This is a genomic window from Amycolatopsis sp. cmx-4-83 (assembly GCF_046548815.1).
GTDB lineage: Bacteria > Actinomycetota > Actinomycetes > Mycobacteriales > Pseudonocardiaceae > Amycolatopsis > Amycolatopsis pretoriensis_A.
On record NZ_JAEBEF010000008.1, the window covers coordinates 254,512 to 272,455 of the forward strand.

Annotated in this window: 22 protein-coding genes; 8 read left to right on the forward strand and 14 right to left on the reverse strand. The window is 73.7% G+C overall.

The window, feature by feature from the left end; all coding sequences use genetic code 11:
• Positions 1–42: 42 nt before the first annotated feature.
• Positions 43–675 carry a TetR/AcrR family transcriptional regulator gene (locus ACLJQM_RS25695; protein WP_410633051.1) on the reverse strand — a complete coding sequence of 211 codons (633 nt, stop codon included), beginning with the start codon at positions 673–675 and terminating at the stop codon, positions 43–45.
• Positions 676–740: 65 nt separating this feature from the next.
• On the opposite strand from ACLJQM_RS25695, the gene ACLJQM_RS25700 reads away from it, so the two are divergent.
• Both ACLJQM_RS25700 and pip read left to right on the forward strand, forming a co-directional pair.
• Positions 741–2,255, forward strand: a complete 1,515-nt coding sequence (locus ACLJQM_RS25700; RefSeq protein WP_410633052.1) for an FAD-dependent monooxygenase — start codon at positions 741–743, stop codon at positions 2,253–2,255.
• Positions 2,256–2,307: 52 nt separating this feature from the next.
• Entirely contained in the window at positions 2,308–3,231 is a 924-nt protein-coding gene (gene pip, locus ACLJQM_RS25705) for a prolyl aminopeptidase (RefSeq protein WP_410633053.1), read from the forward strand.
• Here the strand turns inward: pip and dmpG are convergent.
• From dmpG to ACLJQM_RS25720, 3 genes are read right to left on the reverse strand one after another with little or no spacing between them, the layout of a single operon-like run.
• The gene (gene dmpG, locus ACLJQM_RS25710; RefSeq protein ID WP_247024101.1) at positions 3,228–4,253 is read right to left on the reverse strand and encodes a 4-hydroxy-2-oxovalerate aldolase; all 1,026 of its coding nucleotides are present in this window, start codon (positions 4,251–4,253) and stop codon (positions 3,228–3,230) included. The genes pip and dmpG overlap by 4 nt on opposite strands.
• Entirely contained in the window at positions 4,250–5,149 is a 900-nt protein-coding gene (locus ACLJQM_RS25715; RefSeq protein ID WP_410633054.1) for an acetaldehyde dehydrogenase (acetylating), read from the reverse strand. Before ACLJQM_RS25715 ends, dmpG begins: the two co-directional genes overlap by 4 nt.
• Positions 5,137–6,291 (reverse strand): MFS transporter, encoded by a 1,155-nt coding sequence (locus ACLJQM_RS25720; protein WP_410633055.1) that lies wholly within the window; start codon positions 6,289–6,291, stop codon positions 5,137–5,139. Before ACLJQM_RS25720 ends, ACLJQM_RS25715 begins: the two co-directional genes overlap by 13 nt.
• Positions 6,292–6,457: 166 nt before the next feature.
• Between ACLJQM_RS25720 and ACLJQM_RS25725 the strand changes: the two genes are divergently transcribed.
• Entirely contained in the window at positions 6,458–6,673 is a 216-nt protein-coding gene (locus ACLJQM_RS25725; protein WP_410633056.1) for a hypothetical protein, read from the forward strand.
• 1 nt (position 6,674) lies between these two features.
• Here the strand turns inward: ACLJQM_RS25725 and ACLJQM_RS25730 are convergent, their stop codons facing one another.
• Positions 6,675–6,941: a hypothetical protein gene (locus ACLJQM_RS25730; RefSeq protein ID WP_410633057.1), complete on the reverse strand. Its 267-nt coding sequence runs from the start codon at positions 6,939–6,941 to the stop codon at positions 6,675–6,677.
• Positions 6,942–6,969: 28 nt separating this feature from the next.
• Positions 6,970–7,560, reverse strand: a complete 591-nt coding sequence (locus ACLJQM_RS25735; RefSeq protein ID WP_410633058.1) for a helix-turn-helix domain-containing protein — start codon at positions 7,558–7,560, stop codon at positions 6,970–6,972.
• A gap of 18 nt (positions 7,561–7,578) precedes the next feature.
• On the opposite strand from ACLJQM_RS25735, the gene ACLJQM_RS25740 reads away from it, so the two are divergent.
• Positions 7,579–8,067 (forward strand): GNAT family N-acetyltransferase, encoded by a 489-nt coding sequence (locus tag ACLJQM_RS25740; protein ID WP_410633059.1) that lies wholly within the window; start codon positions 7,579–7,581, stop codon positions 8,065–8,067.
• On the opposite strand, the gene ACLJQM_RS25745 is transcribed toward ACLJQM_RS25740, so the two are convergent.
• A complete protein-coding gene (locus ACLJQM_RS25745; RefSeq protein ID WP_360775598.1) occupies positions 8,059–9,027 on the reverse strand; it encodes a quinone oxidoreductase family protein in 969 nt (322 codons plus the stop codon). The two genes, ACLJQM_RS25740 and ACLJQM_RS25745, sit on opposite strands and share 9 nt — an antisense overlap.
• 78 nt (positions 9,028–9,105) lie before the next feature.
• Positions 9,106–9,690, reverse strand: coding sequence for a helix-turn-helix domain-containing protein (locus tag ACLJQM_RS25750; RefSeq protein WP_247024106.1), 585 nt, complete (start codon positions 9,688–9,690; stop codon positions 9,106–9,108).
• Between the two features lie 77 nt (positions 9,691–9,767).
• Here ACLJQM_RS25750 and ACLJQM_RS25755 point away from each other — a divergent pair, with 77 nt between their 5' ends.
• The 3 genes from ACLJQM_RS25755 to ACLJQM_RS25765 all read left to right on the forward strand — a co-directional run bounded on the left by ACLJQM_RS25755 (position 9,768) and on the right by ACLJQM_RS25765 (position 11,947).
• Positions 9,768–10,706, forward strand: coding sequence for an NAD(P)/FAD-dependent oxidoreductase (locus ACLJQM_RS25755; protein WP_410633060.1), 939 nt, complete (start codon positions 9,768–9,770; stop codon positions 10,704–10,706).
• 32 nt (positions 10,707–10,738) lie between these two features.
• Positions 10,739–11,194, forward strand: a complete 456-nt coding sequence (locus tag ACLJQM_RS25760; RefSeq protein ID WP_360775603.1) for an oxidoreductase — start codon at positions 10,739–10,741, stop codon at positions 11,192–11,194.
• Positions 11,195–11,356: 162 nt separating this feature from the next.
• Positions 11,357–11,947, forward strand: coding sequence for a TIGR03086 family metal-binding protein (locus tag ACLJQM_RS25765; RefSeq protein WP_410633061.1), 591 nt, complete (start codon positions 11,357–11,359; stop codon positions 11,945–11,947).
• Here the strand turns inward: ACLJQM_RS25765 and ACLJQM_RS25770 are convergent.
• On the reverse strand, positions 11,895–12,794 hold the full coding sequence (locus ACLJQM_RS25770; protein ID WP_410633062.1) for an NAD-dependent protein deacetylase: 900 nt from the start codon (positions 12,792–12,794) through the stop codon (positions 11,895–11,897). The genes ACLJQM_RS25765 and ACLJQM_RS25770 overlap by 53 nt on opposite strands.
• Entirely contained in the window at positions 12,794–13,696 is a 903-nt protein-coding gene (locus ACLJQM_RS25775) for a GNAT family N-acetyltransferase (RefSeq protein WP_410633063.1), read from the reverse strand. The genes ACLJQM_RS25770 and ACLJQM_RS25775 overlap by 1 nt, the downstream gene beginning before the upstream one ends.
• A 95-nt stretch (positions 13,697–13,791) precedes the next feature.
• Between ACLJQM_RS25775 and ACLJQM_RS25780 the strand changes: the two genes are divergently transcribed.
• On the forward strand, positions 13,792–15,243 hold the full coding sequence (locus tag ACLJQM_RS25780) for a serine/threonine-protein kinase (RefSeq protein WP_410633064.1): 1,452 nt from the start codon (positions 13,792–13,794) through the stop codon (positions 15,241–15,243).
• On the opposite strand, the gene ACLJQM_RS25785 is transcribed toward ACLJQM_RS25780, so the two are convergent.
• From ACLJQM_RS25785 to ACLJQM_RS25800, 4 genes are all read right to left on the reverse strand, one after another.
• Positions 15,233–16,150 carry a DUF3800 domain-containing protein gene (locus ACLJQM_RS25785; RefSeq protein WP_410633065.1) on the reverse strand — a complete coding sequence of 306 codons (918 nt, stop codon included), beginning with the start codon at positions 16,148–16,150 and terminating at the stop codon, positions 15,233–15,235. The two genes, ACLJQM_RS25780 and ACLJQM_RS25785, sit on opposite strands and share 11 nt — an antisense overlap.
• Positions 16,151–16,211: 61 nt before the next feature.
• Complete coding sequence (locus tag ACLJQM_RS25790; RefSeq protein WP_410633066.1) at positions 16,212–16,640, reverse strand: Rieske (2Fe-2S) protein; 429 nt, start codon at positions 16,638–16,640, stop codon at positions 16,212–16,214.
• A gap of 12 nt (positions 16,641–16,652) precedes the next feature.
• Complete coding sequence (locus ACLJQM_RS25795) at positions 16,653–17,195, reverse strand: DUF6529 family protein (RefSeq protein WP_410633067.1); 543 nt, start codon at positions 17,193–17,195, stop codon at positions 16,653–16,655.
• Entirely contained in the window at positions 17,195–17,875 is a 681-nt protein-coding gene (locus tag ACLJQM_RS25800) for a hypothetical protein (RefSeq protein WP_410633068.1), read from the reverse strand. Before ACLJQM_RS25800 ends, ACLJQM_RS25795 begins: the two co-directional genes overlap by 1 nt.
• Between the last annotated feature and the right edge of the window lie 69 nt (positions 17,876–17,944).

The window sequence follows — 17,944 nt, forward strand, 5'->3', positions numbered from 1 at the left end:
GGGGCGCCGGCCGGGCCGGACGGCCGCGCGGCGGCTGTCCAGTCAATCCGCCACACCCGGAAAATCTCCCACGCCGTTTTCCACCAGGTCGAATGCCTCGTCGATGAACGCGACCTGCTCCCGCCGGACCAATTCCGCGTCCTCGCCCCCGATGATCCGCTCCATCGCGTGCGAAAAGATCGTCGCGATCGCCGTGGCCAGCAGCCCCGCCACCACCCGCGATCGGAAAGCGTCGCCGGTCTCCGAGACGAGCACTTCCGCGAACGCCGAAGCGATCTCCCGCTCCTGCTCGTACCAGCGCGCCATCAACGCCGGGCTCGACGTCAGCACCCACCAGAAGCCGGGGCCGCCCGCGATGGCGCCGGACAACGGGTGGCCGGAGGCCAGCAGCGAGTGCTGGTGCGCGCGTAGAGCCGCGCAGGGCGAGACGCCCGCCGGCCGGGACGAGACCACCGACGTCAGCTCCGCCAGGCGGTCCGCGTGGCGGTCGAGGAACAGGTCCTCCTTGCGCGGGAAGTAGTTGAACACCGTCATCTTCGAGACGCCCGCCGCCTCGGCGATCTCCGCCACCGTCACCTGGTCGAAGCCGCGCTGGATGAACATGCCTGTCGCCACGTTCGAGATCAGCTGGCGTGTTGCCTGCTTCTTGCGCTCGCGCAGTCCGTGATCCGCCATGAGCCAAGAGTATAGACCCGACACAAAGTTTGACTCGGTAAAAGTTTTGCGGCATCCTCGGAGGCATGAACAGGGATGTGGTGATCTCCGGGGGCGGACCGGTCGGCTTGATGCTGGCCTGTGAACTTCGGCTGACAGGCGTGGACGTGCTCGTCGTCGAACGGCTGCCCGAGCCGGATGTGACGATCAAGGCCGGGTCGGTCAACCTGACGACCGCCGAGGCCTTCTACCGGCGAGGGCTGCTGCCCGCCATGGACGAGAACGTGCGGCAGAACGCCGCGAAGATCGAGGAGTTCCTCAAGTCGCGGGGTGGGGGCGGGCCGAAGCCGGCGATGCCCGTGGGGCACTTCGCCGGGATCATGGTCGCCTCGAACGGCGTCGACTTCGAGGATCCGGACTTCCGGGACGTCGGGCCCGCGTCGCGCGTCGTCGTCATCCAGCAGCAGGCCGTCGAGGCGATCCTCGCCGCTCGCGCTCTCGAACTCGGGGTCGAGATCCGGCGCGGGGTCGAGCTGACCGGGTTCGACGCCGACGACGACGGCGTCACGGTGCACCTCGGGGATGACCGGGTGCGCGCGAGCTGGCTGGTCGGGTGCGACGGGGGTCGCAGCCCGGTCCGGAAGCTGGCGGGGTTCGAGTTCCCCGGGACCGATCCCGCCGTCACCGGGCGGCAGGCGATGGCCGAGCTCAGCGGGGTCGACAAGCTGCCCGGCGGCTGGCAGCACGGCACCGGCGGCCTCTACGTCCACGGGCCGGTGCCCGGGCGGATGCTCACCGTCGAGTTCGACGGGCCGCCCGCGGACCGGAACTCCCCGATCACCGCGCAGGAGCTCGAAGACAGCTTCCGGCGGGTGTCCGGCGCCGACGTCCGGGTGCTGAAGGTGCACAGCGCGACGCGCTTCACCGACAACGCGCGCCAGGCGAGCACCTACCGCCTCGGCCGGGTCCTGCTGGCCGGCGACGCCGCGCACGTCCACTCCCCCTTCGGCGGGCAGGGGCTGAACCTGGGCATCGGCGACGCCGTCAACCTCGGCTGGAAGCTCGCCGCGACCATCCACGGCTGGGCGCCCGACGGCCTGCTCGACAGCTACACCACCGAGCGGCACCCGATCGGCGAGTGGGTGCTCGAGTGGACGCGGGCGCAGGTCGCGCTGATGCGCAGCGACGTCCGGACGAAGGCGCTGCGCCAGGTCGTCGGCGACCTGCTGCGCACCGACGACGGCGCCACCTACCTGGCCAAGAAGCTCTCCGGCGTTCTGCACCGGTACCCGCTCGACGGCGAGCACGACCTCACCGGCCGCGCCGCGCCGGACTTCGCCTTCGCCGACGGGACGCGCCTCGGTGAGCACCTCCAGGACGGCAAGGCGCTCCTGCTCGACCTCGCCGACAACGCCGGACTGCGGCAGGCGGCGGCCGGCTGGGGCGACCGCGTCAACGTCCTGGCCGTGAAGTGCGACAGCGAGCCCGCGCTCACCGGCGTGCTGCTGCGGCCGGACGGGTTCGTCGCCTGGGCGAGCGAGGACGGCGGGACCGCCGGGCTGGCCGCCGCGCTGCGGAAGTGGTTCGGCGAGCCCGCCTGACGCGCGGCAGGGCGCGCCGGCACTCCTCCGGCGCGCCCTGGACAATGACACGGTGTACCCGCCGATCGAGCCCTACGACCACGGCCTGCTGGACGTCGGCGACGGGCACCGCGTCTACTGGGAGACCTGCGGGAACCCCGGTGGCAAGCCCGCGCTCGTGCTGCACGGCGGGCCCGGCCAGGGCTGTACGCCGGGGATGCGGCGGGTGTTCGACCCCGCCCGCTACCGGGCCGTGCTCGTCGACCAGCGCGGCTGCGGCCGGAGCCTCCCGCACGCGAGCGACCCGGCCACGAGCCTGCGGCACAACACCACGGACCACCTCGTCGCCGACCTCGAACGGCTGCGCGAGCACCTCGGCATCGAGCGCTGGCTGCTGACCGGCGGTTCGTGGGGCACGACGCTCGCGCTGGTCTACGCCGAACGCTTCCCGCACCGGGTGTCGGAGATCGTGCTCAGCGCGATCAGCACGACGCGGCGCTCGGAGCTCGACTGGCTCTACCGGGGGGCGGGCCGGTTCTTCCCGGAGGCGTGGCAGCGCTTTCGCGACGGCGCCGGGGACGACGACGTCGTGCGCGGTTACACGCGGCTGATGGCGGATCCCGGCGAACGCGAGCGCGCCGCCCGCGCGTGGATCGCCTGGGAGGAAACGGTGCTGTCGCTCGAACCCGGCGCAGAAGTCCACAGTGGACCGCTCGACGCCGCCGCGATCGCGTTCGCCCGGCTCACCGCGCACTACTACGCCCACGCCAGCTGGCTCGAGGAAGGCGCCGTCATCCGCGACGCGGGAAAGCTGGCAGGCATCCCCGGCGTCCTGATCCACGGGCGGCTCGACCTCAGCTGCCCGGTGACGACCGCATGGGAGCTCGCGCGGGTCTGGCCGGGCGCCGAACTGCTCGTCGACGACCGGTCCGGGCACCGCGCGAGCGACGTCAAACGCGCGTGGAAGCAGGCGGCTCTGGACCGCTTCGCCGGCTAACCCTCCGCGGCCAGCTGCACCGCGACGTCGATGATCATGTCCTCCTGGCCGCCGACCAGGGCCAGCTCGCCGCAGCGGCGGAGGATCGCCTGGGCCGGGACGCCGTAGCGCTCCGCCGCGCGCTCCGCGTGCAGCAGGAAGCTCGAATACACCCCCGCCCAGCCCTGGACGATCGCGTTGCGGTCCATCTTCGGCCAGCGCTGCAGGTACGGGCGGACGACCTCCTCCGCCGCGTCCAGCAGGGCGCCGACGTCGAGGCCCGTGTCGATCCCCAGGCGGTCGAACACCGCGGCGAGGACCTCCGTCGGCGAGTTGCCCGCGCCCGCGCCGAGGGCGCACAGCGAGCCGTCGATGTAGCGGACGCCGGCTTCGTAGGCCAGCACGGAGTTCGCGACGCCGAGCGAAAGGTTCTGGTGCCCGTGGTAGCCGACCCACGCCGTGTCGCCGACCTCCGCGACCAGCGCCTCGAACCTCGCCCGCGCCTCGTGCATCAGCAGCGCGCCCGCCGAGTCCGTCACGTACGCCGCCTGGCAGCCCGCGTCCACCATGATCCTGGCCTGCTTCGCCAGGTCCTCCGGCGGTGTCCGGTGCGCCATCATCAGGAACCCGGCCGTCTCCATCCCGAGTTCGCGCGCCAGGCCGAAGTGCTGCGGCGAGACGTCGGCTTCGGTGCAGTGCGTGGCCACCCGCACCATCTCCGCGCCCGCGTCGAAGGCGCGCTGGAGGTCTTCGGCCGTCCCGATGCCGGGCACGAGCAGCACGGCGATCTTCGCCTGCCGAGCCTCCTCCCGCGCCGCCGCGATCAGTTTCAGCTCGTCGACGGCGGAGAAGCCGTAGGTGAACGACGAGCCGCCGAGGCCGTCGCCGTGGGTCACCTCGATGACCCCGACGCCCGCGCGGTCCAGCGCGCGCACCGTGTCGCGCACCTGCTGCTCGGTGAAGCGGTGGGCCATCGCGTGGCTGCCGTCCCGCAGCGTCGTGTCGACGATCCGGACGTCGTGCTCCAGCTCCGGGCGGGTCATGCCGGCACCTCCTGCTTCGCGCGGGCCATCAGCTCGCCGACGCGCGCGGCCGCGGCGGTCATGATGTCCAGGTTGCCGGCGTACTCCGGCAGGTAGTCGCCGTTGCCGCGGACCTCGAGGAAGATGCCGACCCGCGCGTGGCCGTCCCAGTCCTCGCGCGCGTCGTCGAACTGCGGATCCGCGCGCAGGGCGTAGCCGGGGACGTACTGCCGCACCTCGGCGACCATCGCGTGGATGGACGCGGTGATCGCGTCGCGGTCGGCGTCGAGGCCGATCGCGCAGAACACCGTGTCCCGCATGATCATCGGCGGCTCGACCGGGTTGAGGATGATGATCGCCTTGCCGCGTCCCGCGCCGCCGATCTCGGCCACGGCCTGCGACGTCGTGCGCGTGAACTCGTCGATGTTCGCCCGGGTACCGGGACCCGCGCCGCGCGACGCCACCGAGGCGACGATCTCCGCGTACGGCACCGGCGTGACCCGGGAAACGGCGTGCACCATCGGGATCGTGGCCTGGCCGCCGCAGGTGATCATCGAGACGTTCGGGGCGTCGAGGTGGGCGCCGAGGTTCACCGGCGGGCACACCATCGGGCCGAGGTGCGCCGGGGTGAGGTCGATCGCCTGGATGCCCGCGGCCTCGTAGCGCGGGGCGTTCGCCGCGTGCGCCTTCGCCGACGTCGCCTCGAACACCAGCTCGGGCAACGGATCCTGGCGCAGCAGCCAGTCGACGCCCTCGGCGGACGCCGCGATCCCCTGCGCGCGGGCGCGTTCGAGGCCGTCGGACTCGACCACGCCGACGACGTAGCCGACTTCGATCACTTCACTGCGTCGCAGCTTCGCCAGCAAATCGGTGCCGATGTTGCCGGGGCCGACGATCGCCGCCATCACGGGAGCCATGTCCCGACCGTCGCACCGGGCTCGGCGACCGGGACAGCCCGGCGTTCCGGCGAGCGGAACACCCGGGCCGGAACCGCGAGCGCGGCCAGTACCGCGGCCACGCCACCGCAGGTCATCACGGCCGGCACCGACACCGCGTCCACCACGAACCCGCCCGCCAGCGCGCCCGCGGAGATCGTGGCCTGGAAGGACGCCGTGAACAGGACGGTCGCGGCCTCGGGCGCGTCCGGCGCTTCGCGGGCGAACCACCGCTGCGAGCAGACCGGCACCGCGCCGTACGCCGCTCCCCACACCACGAGCACCGCGAGCGCGCCCGCCGCGCCGACGTGCGGCAGGACGAAGACCGACGCCGCGATCAGCGCCGCCGCGACGGCGAAGGCCACCCGGGGACGTCGGCTCGCACCCGCCAGGAACGTCCCGGCGATCCCCGCGACGCCGTAGACCAGCAGGTAACCACTGAGCACCGCGGGCCGGACGACGTCGCGCAGCAGTGGCGTGAGGTAGGTGTAGGTGCCGAAGTGCGCCAGCACGACCAGGAACGTCACGATCAGTCCACTTCGGACGCCATGGCGGCGGAGCAGTCCGGTGAGGACGCTCGGCCGCGTGCTTTCCCGCGATGGCAGCGAAGGCGTGAAGACGAGCAACGCGGCGGCCGTGCCGAGGCTCAGCAAGCCGAGCAGCAGGAACGCCGTCCGCCAGCCGGCGAGCTGCCCGAGCAGCGTGCCGAGCGGTACGCCCAGCACCGAGCCCAGCGGTACGGCGGCGAAGATCACCGCCGTCGCCCGCGCGACGGCGGCCGGCTCCACGAGCCGGGGCGCCAGTCCCGCGCCGACCGACCAGAAACCGCCGATGACGAGGCCGACGAGGAACCGCGCGACGAGCAGCACCCAGTACGCGGGCGCGGCCGCGGCGAGGAAGCCGGCGACGGCGAGCAGGAGCATCAACGCGGCCAGGACTGGCCGCCGGTCGGCGCGGCCGATCGCGACGGTCACCACCGGCGCGGCGATCGCGCCGACGAGGCCGGGCACGGTCATCGTCCAGCCCGCGGTGCCCGCCGAAACGCCGAACGTGGCCGCGATCGGCGTCAGCAGCCCGATCGGCAGGATTTCGGTGGTGACGATGGCGAAGATGCCGACGGTCACAGCTGTGACAGCAGGCCAGCGGGATGCGTTCATGCGCCCAGTAGATCGACGTCGCCGCGCCCGGGCTGGCAGGTTTGCGACAGCTCGGGGTCATGGCGGATTCCCGCCGGTTTGATCGTCACCTGATCGGGGCAAATCCGGGGCGAAGGTCGATCAAGGAGGTTCGATGGCCGAACGGCGTTGGCACTTCATCCCGACCACCGCCCCGTTGTGCTGGCTCTACCTGGGCGTGGGCGCGATCCTGCTCGTCTCCAGCATCCTCACGCTGACGAGAGCGGAAACCCGCGCTCCCGTCCTGTCGGTGATCGCGGCGGTGGCGGCCGTCGCGTTGATCGTCACGGCCGCGATCGGCCTGGCGCGCCCCCGCCTGCGCGGGCGCTGACTCAGCGCGGCCGCCGCCGCGTCGTCGTGTGACGCGGGGTGGTCGTCTTCTTGGTGGTCGTCGTCGCCGTCGGCGGATGCGCTCTCGTCTGCGTGGTCGTCGGCGGCGTCGTGGTCGTCACCGGGGAGTCCGTGGCCGGTGGCACCGAAGTGACCGGCGTCGTCGAGGTGGTGGGTGGGATCAGCCGCCCGGTGCCCGATCCGCCGCCGGCGCACGCGGCGAGCAGCGCAACCGCACTCAGGACGACGCCGCACCACCAGATCCGCACCACCCGGACGTTAACAGCGCGGCGCGCCTCAGACCGGTGAAACGCCGAAAGTCCGGTTCTCACGCGGCCGCATGATCAGCGCCGCGACGTGGTACACGCACGGTTCTCCGCCGGGGTTCGCGTACGAATGCGGTGCGTCGGCGGGGAAGTAGAGCGAGTCGCCCGCGTTCAGGACGTAGTCCGCCTCGCCGACGCCGAGGCAGAGCGTGCCCGACTCGACGGCGACGAACTCGTGGGACCCCGGGGCGTAGGCGGGGAACGCGCCCGCGTCGCAGCGCGGCGGCAGGGTCGTGCGGATCCATTCGAAGTTGACGCCGGGGACCACCGGGGTCAGCACCGTGCGGTGCCAGCCGCCCGGCTCGGCGACGTGGTCCTGCTCGGCGGCGCGGCGGACGATCACCCGGTCCGTCTCGAGGCCGGCCAGCAGGCGGGACAGCGACAGGCCGAGCCCGTCGGCGATCCGCGACAGCACGACGACCGTCGGCGTCTTCTCCCCGCGTTCGATGGCCGACAGCATGCTGACGCTCACGCCCGCTGCCGCGGCCAGGGCCTTCAGCGCGAGCCCCCGGTCGCCGCGCAGCTCGTGCAGACGGCGGCCGAGCGTCACCGGATCAATCATTCCTCTATGATAGCGAACATGTCCACTATAGCGGAAGTGACGGAGGCCGACGCCGAAGGCATCGCCGCCGTCTTCGCGCCGTACGCCATTGACTCCGTCGTGACGTTCGAGACCACCCCGCCGACCGCGGACCAGTGGCGCGCGAAGATCCGCGAGCGCGCCTGGCCCTTCCTCGTCCTCGCTGACGAAGGCGAAGTCCTCGGGTACGCGCTGGCGGCGCCGTGGCGCCCGAAGCCGGCGTACCGGTTCTCCGTCGAGACGACGATCTACCTCGCCCCGGGCGCCACCGGCCGGGGACACGGCCGCCGGCTGCTCGGCGAACTGCTGGAGCGGTGCGCCGAAGCCGGGGCGCGGCAGGCGATCGCGGTGATCGTCGACTCCGGCAGCCCGGCCTCGCGCACCCTCCACCTCGCGGCCGACTTCACCGACGCGGGCGTGCTGCGGCGCGTCGGGTTCAAGCACGGCCGCTGGCTCGACACGCTGCTGATGCAGCGGGACCTAGGCTGACGGGAGCAGCAGCAGCTTTCCCGTCGTGCGCCGGGATTCCAGGTCCCGGTGGGCCCGTGCGGCGTCGGCGAGGGCGTAGCGCTGCCCGATGCGGGGCACGAGCTGTCCACTCCGGACGAAGCCGAAGAGCTCCTCGGTCCGCGCCAGCAGGGCTTCCCGCGTCGGCACGTGATCGGCGACCGCCGGGTAGGACAGCAGGATGCTGTTCGGCAGGTCCATCGGCCGGAACACCGGGTTGCCGATCAGCACGCCGTAGTAGGCGTGCACGCCGTGCGGGCGCAGGGCGAGCTGGGACGAGCGGAACGCCGCCGGCCCGCTGCCGTCGTAGACGACGTCGGCACCGCGACCGCCGGTGAGCTCCTTCACGCGGTCTTCGAAACCGCCGCCGCTCGACACGAGCACGTGGTCGGCACCGGCCTCCGCCGCCACCGGGACCTTGTCCGCCCGGGACACCAGGCCGACCACCGTGCCGCCGCGCGCCTTGATCAGCTGGGTCAGCACCGACCCGACCCCGCCCGCCGCGGCGTGCACGACCGCCGTGTCCCCCGGCCGGATCGCGTACGTCTCGGTGGTGAAGTGGTTGGCGGTCAGGCCCTGCATCATGACGGCGGCGGCGGTCTCGTCGTCGATGTCGCCGGGGAGGCGCACGAGCGATCGCGCCGGGATGGCGATCTGCTCGGCGTAACTGCCGCGGTGGTAGTACCAGGCGACGCGGTCGCCGACGGCGAACCCGGTCACGTCCGCGCCCAGCGCGCTCACCGTGCCGGCGCCTTCGACCCCCAGCACGGCCGGCAGGGACCACGTCGGCACCGGCCGGCTCCGGACGCCGGTGTCCATGAAGTTCACCCCGGCCGCGCGGAGCCGGACGAGGACCTCGCCGGGGCCGGGCACGGGGTCGGGGAACTCCGTCCAGGTCAAGACCTCCGGACTGCCGAAGTCACGGGCGAACACCGCGTGCATCGCGGAACCTTCTCTCTCGGTCGGGAGCGGGACACCGCCACTCAACGCCGAGTGAAATGGACCGGCAAGTCCAGAAAATCAGCGGGACTTCGCCCGCAGGTGCAGCCGCTCCCCCTGCTTGCCGAACAGGCTGAGGATCTCCGCCGGCCGGTCGACCGCGCCGAACCAGTGCGGCAGGCGCGTGTCGAACTCCGCCGCCTCGCCCGGGCCCAGGACCATGTCGCGGTCGGCCAGCACCAGCCGCAACCGTCCCGAAAGGACGTACAGCCACTCGTAGCCCTCGTGGACCTGGGGATCGGGCTCGCCCGTCTCCGGTTCCAGGATCATCTTGAACGCCTGGGGCGCGCCGGGCTGGCGGGTCAGCGGCAGGACGGTCATCGCCGCGCCGTTGTGGCGCGGGATGCGGCGGGCGGTCAGGCGGACGCGGGGGTCGCCGACCTCGGGGGCGCCCACCAGCTCGTCGAGGGGGACCTGGTGGGCCTGCGCGATCGGCAGCAGCAGCTCCAGGCTCGGCTTGCGCTGGCCGGACTCCAAGCGCGACAACGTGCTCTTCGAAATGCCCGTCGCCGTCGAGAGGTCGGCCAGGGTGACCCGCCGCTGGGTGCGGACCCGCTTGAGCCGGGGGCCGACCTCGGACAGGGCCTGGGTGATCGCGTCCGTCATGCCTCCAGGAAACCCCCTTGTCCCGGAAACGGCAACAATAGTTGTCGGATCCGCGAAGCCGGGTTCAGGGTGGCGTCATGACCGAAAACAGCTATGACGTCCTGGTGGTGGGTGGCGGGGCCGCCGGCCTCAACGCCGCCCTGATGCTGGGCCGCGCGCGGCGGCGGGTCGCCGTCGTCGACGCCCGGGAACCGCGCAACGCCCCGGCCGAGCACATGCACGGCTTCCTTTCCCGCGACGGCCTGCCGCCGTCCGACCTGCTCGAGATCGGGCGCGAGGAGCTCGCCGGCTACGGCGTCGACCTGCTCGAAGACAGCGTGACGCGGCTCGAGCCCGGCTTCACCGCCCGGCTCGCGAGCGGGCGGGAGCTGACCGCCCGGCGGGTCCTGGTCGCCACCGGCGTCCACGACGACCTGCCGGACCTGCCCGGGCTGCGGGAGAGCTGGGGCACCGGCGCGGTGACCTGCCCCTACTGCCACGGCTACGAGGTGCGCGACGAGCCGCTCGGCGTCCTCGGGACCGAACCCGGGAGCGTCGAGCACGCGCTGCTGGTGCGCCAGTGGTCCCCCGACGTCGTCTACTTCGCGCACACCGCACCACCGTCCGAAGAGGACCGCGAGCGGCTCGACGCGCGCGGCATCCGCGTCGTCAACGGCGTCGTCACCGCGGTGCGGCGGGAAGCCGGGCGGCTCACCGGGATCGAGCTCGGCGACCGGTTCGTCGCGCGGACGGCGTTGTTCCTGCGCACCCGGACCGTCCCGCACGACGAGCTCCTGCGCGGGCTCGGCTACACCGAAGGCGCGGTCGACCCCAGCGGGAAGACCAGCGTGCCGGGGGTGTGGGCGGCCGGGAACGTCGTCGACGCGCGGGCGACCGTGATCATCGCCGCGGCCCAGGGCGCGGCCGCCGCGGGCGCGCTCAACCACGACCTCGTCGCCGAGGACGTCGAGCGGGCGGTCGCGGCGTACGGCGGCTTCTCCCCCGCCGCCGAACGCGCCGCCGCCGGCGCGCGCTAGCTTCCGGGGGCGCGGCGTGCCAGGCTCGGCGGGTGCGCCCCACGCTCTACGAATTCGCCGGCGGTGACCCCGCGTTCCTCGCGCTGGCCGCCGCCCACCACGAGCGCTGCCTCGCCGACCCGGAGCTGAACCACCCGTTCTCGCACCCCGGGCAGCACCCGCGGCACGTCGAACGGCTGGCTCACTACTGGGCCGAGGTCATGGGCGGACCGCCACGGTTTTCGCAGGAGTGCAGCGACCACTCCGCGATGCTGCGGATGCACGCCGGCAACGGCGACATGAGCGACCTCGGCCGCCGGTTCGTGAGCTGCTTCGTGCAGGCGGCGGACGACGCGGCTCTGCCCGCCGACCCCGAGTTCCGCGCCGCGCTGCGGGCCTACATGGAGTGGGCGGTGGCGGAGGTGCTGACCTACCCCGGTCCGGCCACCGACGTCCCCGCCGGGCTCGGCATGCCGCACTGGTCCTGGAACGGGTTGCAAACGCTGTAACGCGGTGGGTGGCCGCCGCGTCTTGCAGGCGACGACCGGCTGTGGAGGTCCGTCGCCAGAGCCCGGTCCGGGCGGGTTCCCCCCACCCACCCGGACCGGGCTCGTCCACGACGTCCGATACCCGCGAGCGCTTGGCCCGGGGCCCGGGCCAGACTGGCGGCCATGCTCCTGGACCGGTTCCTGCTCGCCAGCAAGGGTTTCGAGCACCACCTCCGCGCGGTGCCGTCCGCCGCCTGGAGCGCGCCGACGCCGTGCTCCGCGTGGGACGTGCGCGCGCTGGTCAATCACATGACCCGCGGCAACCTCAACTACGTCGGGCTCCTCGCCGGCGCCACCCGCGACGAGTTCTTGGCCGCCCGCGACGCCGACGCGCTCGGCGACGACCCCGTCACCGCGTTCACCGAGTCGGTGCGGGTGTGTGCCGAAGCGTTCTCCGCGCCGGACGCGCTGGACCGGGTCGTCGACTACCCGCTGGGCGAGCTGACCGGGCGGCGGGCGCTGGCCGTCCGCACGACCGACAGCACCGTGCACACCTGGGACCTGGCCCGCGCGCTCGGCGCCGACGAGTCCCTCGATCCGGGGCTCGTCGCGTGGATCGACGAGGAGCACGAGGCCATCTTCGCGGGGCTGGCGCTGAACTCGCGGGTGTTCGCCGAGCCGCCGCCGGACGAGCCCGGTGCGTCGCGGCAGGACCGGGTGCTCAGGCGGTTCGGCCGCGATCCTCGCAGCCCAGCCTCGCGGCCAGCTCGGTGAGCGCCCCGCCGAGCGGCCGGTCGACCCGCACCGACGCGTAGCGGTCTCCGCGCGTTTCGCCGTGGTTGACGATCACCACCGGCTTGCCCGCCTTCGCCGCGTGGCGGACGAACCGGAGGCCGGACATCACCGTGAGGGAAGAACCCAGCACCAGCAGCGCTCCGGCGTCGTCGACGAGCCGGTAGCACTCCTCGACGCGCGGGCGCGGGACGTTCTCGCCGAAGAACACGACGTCCGGTTTCAGCACGCCGGACGCGCAGTCCGCGCACGGGACGGTGGTGAACCGGCGGACGACGTCTTCCGGCAGTTCGACGTCGCCGTCCGGGTTGATGCGGGTGGCCGCGCCGTCGAAGGCGGGGTTCGCCGCGCGCAGGCGGCGGTCCAGGTCCGCGCGCGGGCTCGTGCGGCGGCAGTCCAGGCAGATCACGCGGTCGAGGCTGCCGTGCAGCTCGATCGCGTCGGCGGTGCCCGCGGCCTGGTGCAGGCCGTCGACGTTCTGCGTGATGACGCCGCCGACGAACCCGCTTTCGCGCAGCGCGGTCACCGCGCGATGACCGTCGTTGGGGTCGGCGCGGGCGATCGTGCGCCAGCCGAGGTGGCTGCGCGCCCAGTACCGCTGCCGCCCCTCGGCGCTGGTGACGAACTCGTCGTAGGTCATCGGCGTGTGCCGGCGCAGGCTGCCGGTCTCGCCGCGGTAATCGGGGATGCCGGACTCGGTGGACAGCCCGGCGCCGCTCAGCACGGCGACGCCGCCGCGCGCGACGACGTCGGTGAGCTCGTCGAGGCTGGACGTCCGCGGCAGCGGCGCGTCCGCCGAGGTCCAGGAGAGGGTGGGCCGGGTCCGCACTAACCCAGGGTACGGGGAGCGGCGAGGTGCTTCTCGAACCAGTGATCGGCGTAGCGCTCGTCGTTGAACGGCGCGACCTCGCGGTAGCCGGCTGCCCGGTAGAGCCCGACCGCCTCGGCGAGCGCGCGGTTCGTCTCCAGCCGCAGCGTCCGGACCCCCTGCGCGGCGGCGTGCGCCTCGAGCTCGGCGAGCAGCCGGCGGCCCAGCCCGAGCCCGCGCGCGGGCGGCGCCACCCACATCCGCTTGACCTCGGCGGGCGCGCCACCGCGGAACTTGAGCGCCCCGCACCCGACCGGCTCCCCGTGCAGCGCGGCGACGAGCAGCACCCCGGACGGCGGCGTCATCTCGGCGTCGGCGGCGGAGCTGCTGAGCTCCGGGTCGAAACCGCCGTCGAACCGCTCGGCCAGCTCGGCGAAGTAGGCGCGCAGGCAGAACCGGGCAGCCGGCCGCTCCGGCGCACACGGCGCGACCTCGACGGCCGACGCGGTCAGCAACCGCTCGACCTCGGCCATCGCGGCGACGAGCCGGCGGCGCTGCCCACCGGACAGCGGCCCGAGGATCGACGCGGCCGCGTCGTCGGAGAGCCGGTCGAGGGTGGCGCGCTCGGCCACCCCGGCATCGGTGAGCCGCGCGGTCCGCACGCGCCTGTCGGCGTCACTCGGCTCGACGCGCACGAGGCCGTCCTGCTCGAGCCCGCGCAGGAGCCGGCTGAGGTAGCCGGAGTCGAGGTCCAGCCGTTCCCGCAGCTCCCGCACGTCCAGCCCGGCGACGCCGATCTCCCAGAGGACGCGCGCCTGCCCGAGCGGCCGGTCGCGGGCGAGGAAGGCGTCGTCGAGCGCCCCGATCCGCTGGGTGACCGTGCGGTTGAACCGCCGGACGCCGTCGATGAGGTCCCGGTCCATTCGCTGACTATAGTCAGCGAAATCGGTCCGTGTAACGTCCCGGCGCGCGGGCCGCGACTTCACCGGTGTCCGGCGGGCCTGGTGGAGGGAAACGCGTGAGCTGGCAGTTCGGGCCTTACCGCGTCGAGTCGCTGATCGCCCGGGGCGGGATGGGCGAGGTGTACCGCGCGCACGACACCCGGCACGACCGGGTGGTGGCGCTCAAGCTGCTCGCGCCCGAGTTCGCCGCCGACCGGGACTTCCAGGAGCGGTTCCGGCGGGAGGCGCACGCCGTCGCGCGGCTGCGGGAGCCGCACGTCATCCCGATTCACGCCTACGGGGAGCACGACGGGCGGCTCTACCTCGACATGCGCCTGGTCGACGGGGACGACCTCGGCAGCAGGCTCGCCGCGGGCGGGGCTCCCTCGCCCGCCGACGCCGTCGACGTCGTCGGGCAGGTCGCGCGGGCGCTGGCCGCCGCGCACGCCGAAGGGCTGGTGCACCGGGACGTCAAGCCGTCCAACGTGCTCGTCGACGCGACCGGGTTCGCCTACCTCGTGGACTTCGGCATCGCCCGCGCCGCCGGGGCCGCCACCGGGCTCACCGCGACCGGCGGGGCCGTCGGCACCCTCGACTACATGGCGCCCGAGCGCTTCGCCGACGCGCCCGCCGACCACCGCGTCGACGTCTATTCGCTGGCTTGCGTGCTGCACCAGTGCCTGACCGGCAGCAAGCCGTTCCCGGTGACGACGGCCGCGTCGCTGATCGGCGCCCACCTGCACCAGCCGCCACCCCGGCCGAGCGCGCTGCGGCCCGGGCTGCCCGCCGCGTTCGACGAGGTGATCGCGCGGGGCATGGCGAAGAACCCCGCGGACCGGTTCGGCTCGGTCGAGGAGCTGGCCGGCGCCGCGCGGGCCGCGCTCGGCGGCACCAGCCCGGTCCGGGTGGCCGCTCCCCTGACCCGGCAGGCCACCCGCGTCACCCCCGCACCCGTTTCCGAGCCGCCCCGGACGTCGAAGGCGCCTTGGGTGGTGGCCGCGGTGGCCCTGCTCGCCCTCGTGGCCGTGGCGGGGTGGTTCACGATCCTGCGCCCCGCGCTGCAGGACCGGCCGACGGCGGGCCCGGCCTCGACCTCGCCCCTGGCCACCACCACGCCCTCCCCCACGCCGCCGCCGACCGCCGCGCCGGTCACGACCACGCAGGTGAGCGTCCGGACGTCCGTCGCCACCACGGTCGCCGCGGGCCGGGCGGACCTCGGGCTGGCGACCACGATGAGCACGCCCGCGTGCGACGGGTCGTTCGTGGTGGTCCTCGGCTCCGCCGTCACCCCGGCCCGCTACCGCGCCGACGTCCAGCGCTTCCTCGACCTCCACCCCGGCGCGAGCTACCTGCACGCGCCGACCACCGGGTGCGGGTCGCTGCGGCAGCAGGTGAACGGCGCCGACGTCTACGCGGTCTACGCCGGGCCGTTCGCCGCCAAGGAAGCCGCGTGCGCCCGGCGCAGCGGCGGCGCGTACGTCAAGCGGCTCGACGACACGAGCGCGCCCACGCAGGTGATCAGCTGCTGAGCCCGTCCCAGACGGAGTTGGTGTCCACAAAGGACTTCAGCAGCCCGGTCAGGCGGGCGTCGCTGCGGTGGTTCAGCTCGTCGGAGGCGATGCGGCGGGCGACACCGGCGAGGAAGTCGGCGATCTGGACGCGGGCGTCGGCGCGGGAGTCGACGAACCGGACGCCGGCCAGGCGGTGGCCGAGGGTGGCCTTGAGCTGCAGCACGCGCTCGGGGGTGAGGGCGAGCTGCTCGTCGTGCACCAGCGCGACCGGGGTGCCGTCCGCGCTCCAGTGGCGGACGGTGTGGATCACCGCGGGCACCAGCGGATCCAGCACCCCGACCAGGCCGGGGTCGCTCGCCAGCCGGGCGCGGTAGGCGGCCACGCGCTCGCCGCCGCCACGGAAGAGCGCGACGATTTCGCCGGCTTCGCCCGGCGTCGCGGCGAGGTCGTCGACCAGCGCGAAGAACCGCTCCGGCGACGTCTGCACGCCGCGGCGGGGGTTGAGCCGCAGCACGCTGGTGAACGCGGTCAGGAAGAACTCCCAGCGCGCGGCGCCGAACGCGGCGGGACCCGCGCGGTGCAGGGTGCGGGCCGCCGCCGCGGTGCCCGGACCGGCCAGCAGCTCGACCGCGGCCCGGACGGCGAAGTACGTCTTGTCGGTCAGGTGCACGTGGCCGCGGCCCTCGAGCGGGCCGGCGGGGTCGAGCAGCCACTCGAGCACCGCGCGGTGCTTGGCGCGCAGCAGGTGGTTGGCCTTGTACTCCTCGGCGGGCGAGCCGATGCGCGCCCGGATCTCGCGCACGCAGGCCGCGGCGGCTTCCGGGCTCAGCCGAACCCCGGCGTGGGCGAAGACGTCGGTCTCGCCGCCGAGCAGGTTCTCGCCCTCGGAGCCCGACTCGTCGCAGGCGATCTCGACCGGGCTCACCCGCCCGATGGTGCCAGAGCGGGCGGGACTCGGCGACCGCTTTGCCCACCCCGCCCGGTACCTAGGCCAAGGTGACCTTGCCGCCGGTGACCGTGACGGCTTTCTTCGGCAGCGGCTGCGATGCCGGGCCGTTCGCGACCGAGCCGTCGGCGATCTTGAACTTGCTGCCGTGGCACGGGCAGTTGATCGTGCCGTCCGCGACGGCGTCCACCGTGCAGCCCTGGTGGGTGCAGACGGCGGAGAACGCCGCGAAGGTGCCCGCCGCCGACTGGGTCACCACCACCTGCTTGTCCGCGAACACCTTGCCGCCGCCGACGGGGATGTCGGCGGCGGGGCCGAGTTCCGTGCCGCCGGCCGCCGGCGGTTGCTGGGCGGCCGGTGGCGGGGCCTGGGTGCCGCCGTAGGTGCTGCAGCCGGCGGCCAGCCCCGCGCCCAGCACCGCCAGCGCCGTGCGGCGCGCCAGCACCGGGTCCGTTTCGTCGTCGCGCACTTCGTCCTCCGCCTAGAAGGTCAAACCGGACTGGGTGAAGAACCACAGCGACGCGCTCAGCCAGAGCCCGACCAGCCCGGTGAAGACGAGGCCGCCGAGCACCGGCAGCGCCCACGCGGGCGCGCCGTCCTTGCGCAGCAGCAGCATCTTCGCGACGAACGCGCCGTAGAAGAAGCAGCCCAGCAAGGAGTGCAGGAGGACGCGGGTGTCGAACGACTGGAACCCGAGCGCGTAGAGGCAGTGCAGCGCCACCGGGATGGACACCAGGAAGGCCACCCGGCCCGACCAGCGGTGCACCGTGCCCATCCACGCGGGCGTGGCGCCGAGCTTGCCGTACAGCGAGAGCGCCGAGAGCAGCTGGACCAGCACCAGCACGACGACGACCGTGGCGAGCCACGCCTTCACCGCCTGCGGGCTGGAGAACCCGGCGACGTTCACCGCGACGCCGGTCGGCGTGTGCAGGCTGCCGTAGACGCCCAGCACCACCGAGACGACGGCGCCGGCGAACAGCGGGACCAGGAGCGTGACCGCGGTGCGGTGCCCGGCCGTGGTCATCAGAAGTCACCGTTCCCGGCCAGGCCGCTGATCGGCTCGGCGGTCACCGGGGCACCGTCGACGCTCGCGGTGCCCGCGGCCGGGTCGAGGGGCGGGGCGGCCGTGGCGTCGTCACCCGCGGCGAGGATGCCGACCTGGCTGCCGTCGGGCAGCACGATCCAGCCGGCCTTCGCCTGCTTCCCCTTCACCTTCGGCGCCGCGCGGTAGAGCCCGGCGGGCTTCTTCGCCGTCGGCGCGGTGAACTGCCACGTCTTGCCCGACGCCGTCACCGTGCCGGTGGCCGCGGTGGCGTCGAAACTGCCGCTCAGCGCGGCGTTCTTGGCGCCCTTCAGGTCCAGTTTCCCGCCGGTCGTCACGCCTTGCAGCCACGCTTCGACCTTCTTGCCGTCGCAGAGGTAGGCGATGGCGTGGCCGTCGCGCACCGACACCGCGACCGACGCGCCGCCGCCGGTCACGCGCCCGGCGTAATCCGCCCGCGCGGGTGCCTCGGGCTTCGGCGCTTCCGACGTCGTCGTCCTGGGCGGCGGCGGCACCGCTGTGGTGCTGCCCGCGGCGCCCGCCGCGCTCGCGGCCCCGGCGACCGGCGCGGCGCCGGTCCCCGTCGCCAGGTTGACGATCCCGATCCCGCCGGCGAGCGCGACGCCCGCCAGCAACGTGAACAACGGCCCCGGATGTTTCATGATCTTCCCCGCATTCCCCTGACCCACCACCGTGCCCGTAACACGGCGGTCGGGGCGGAACGGCTCAAC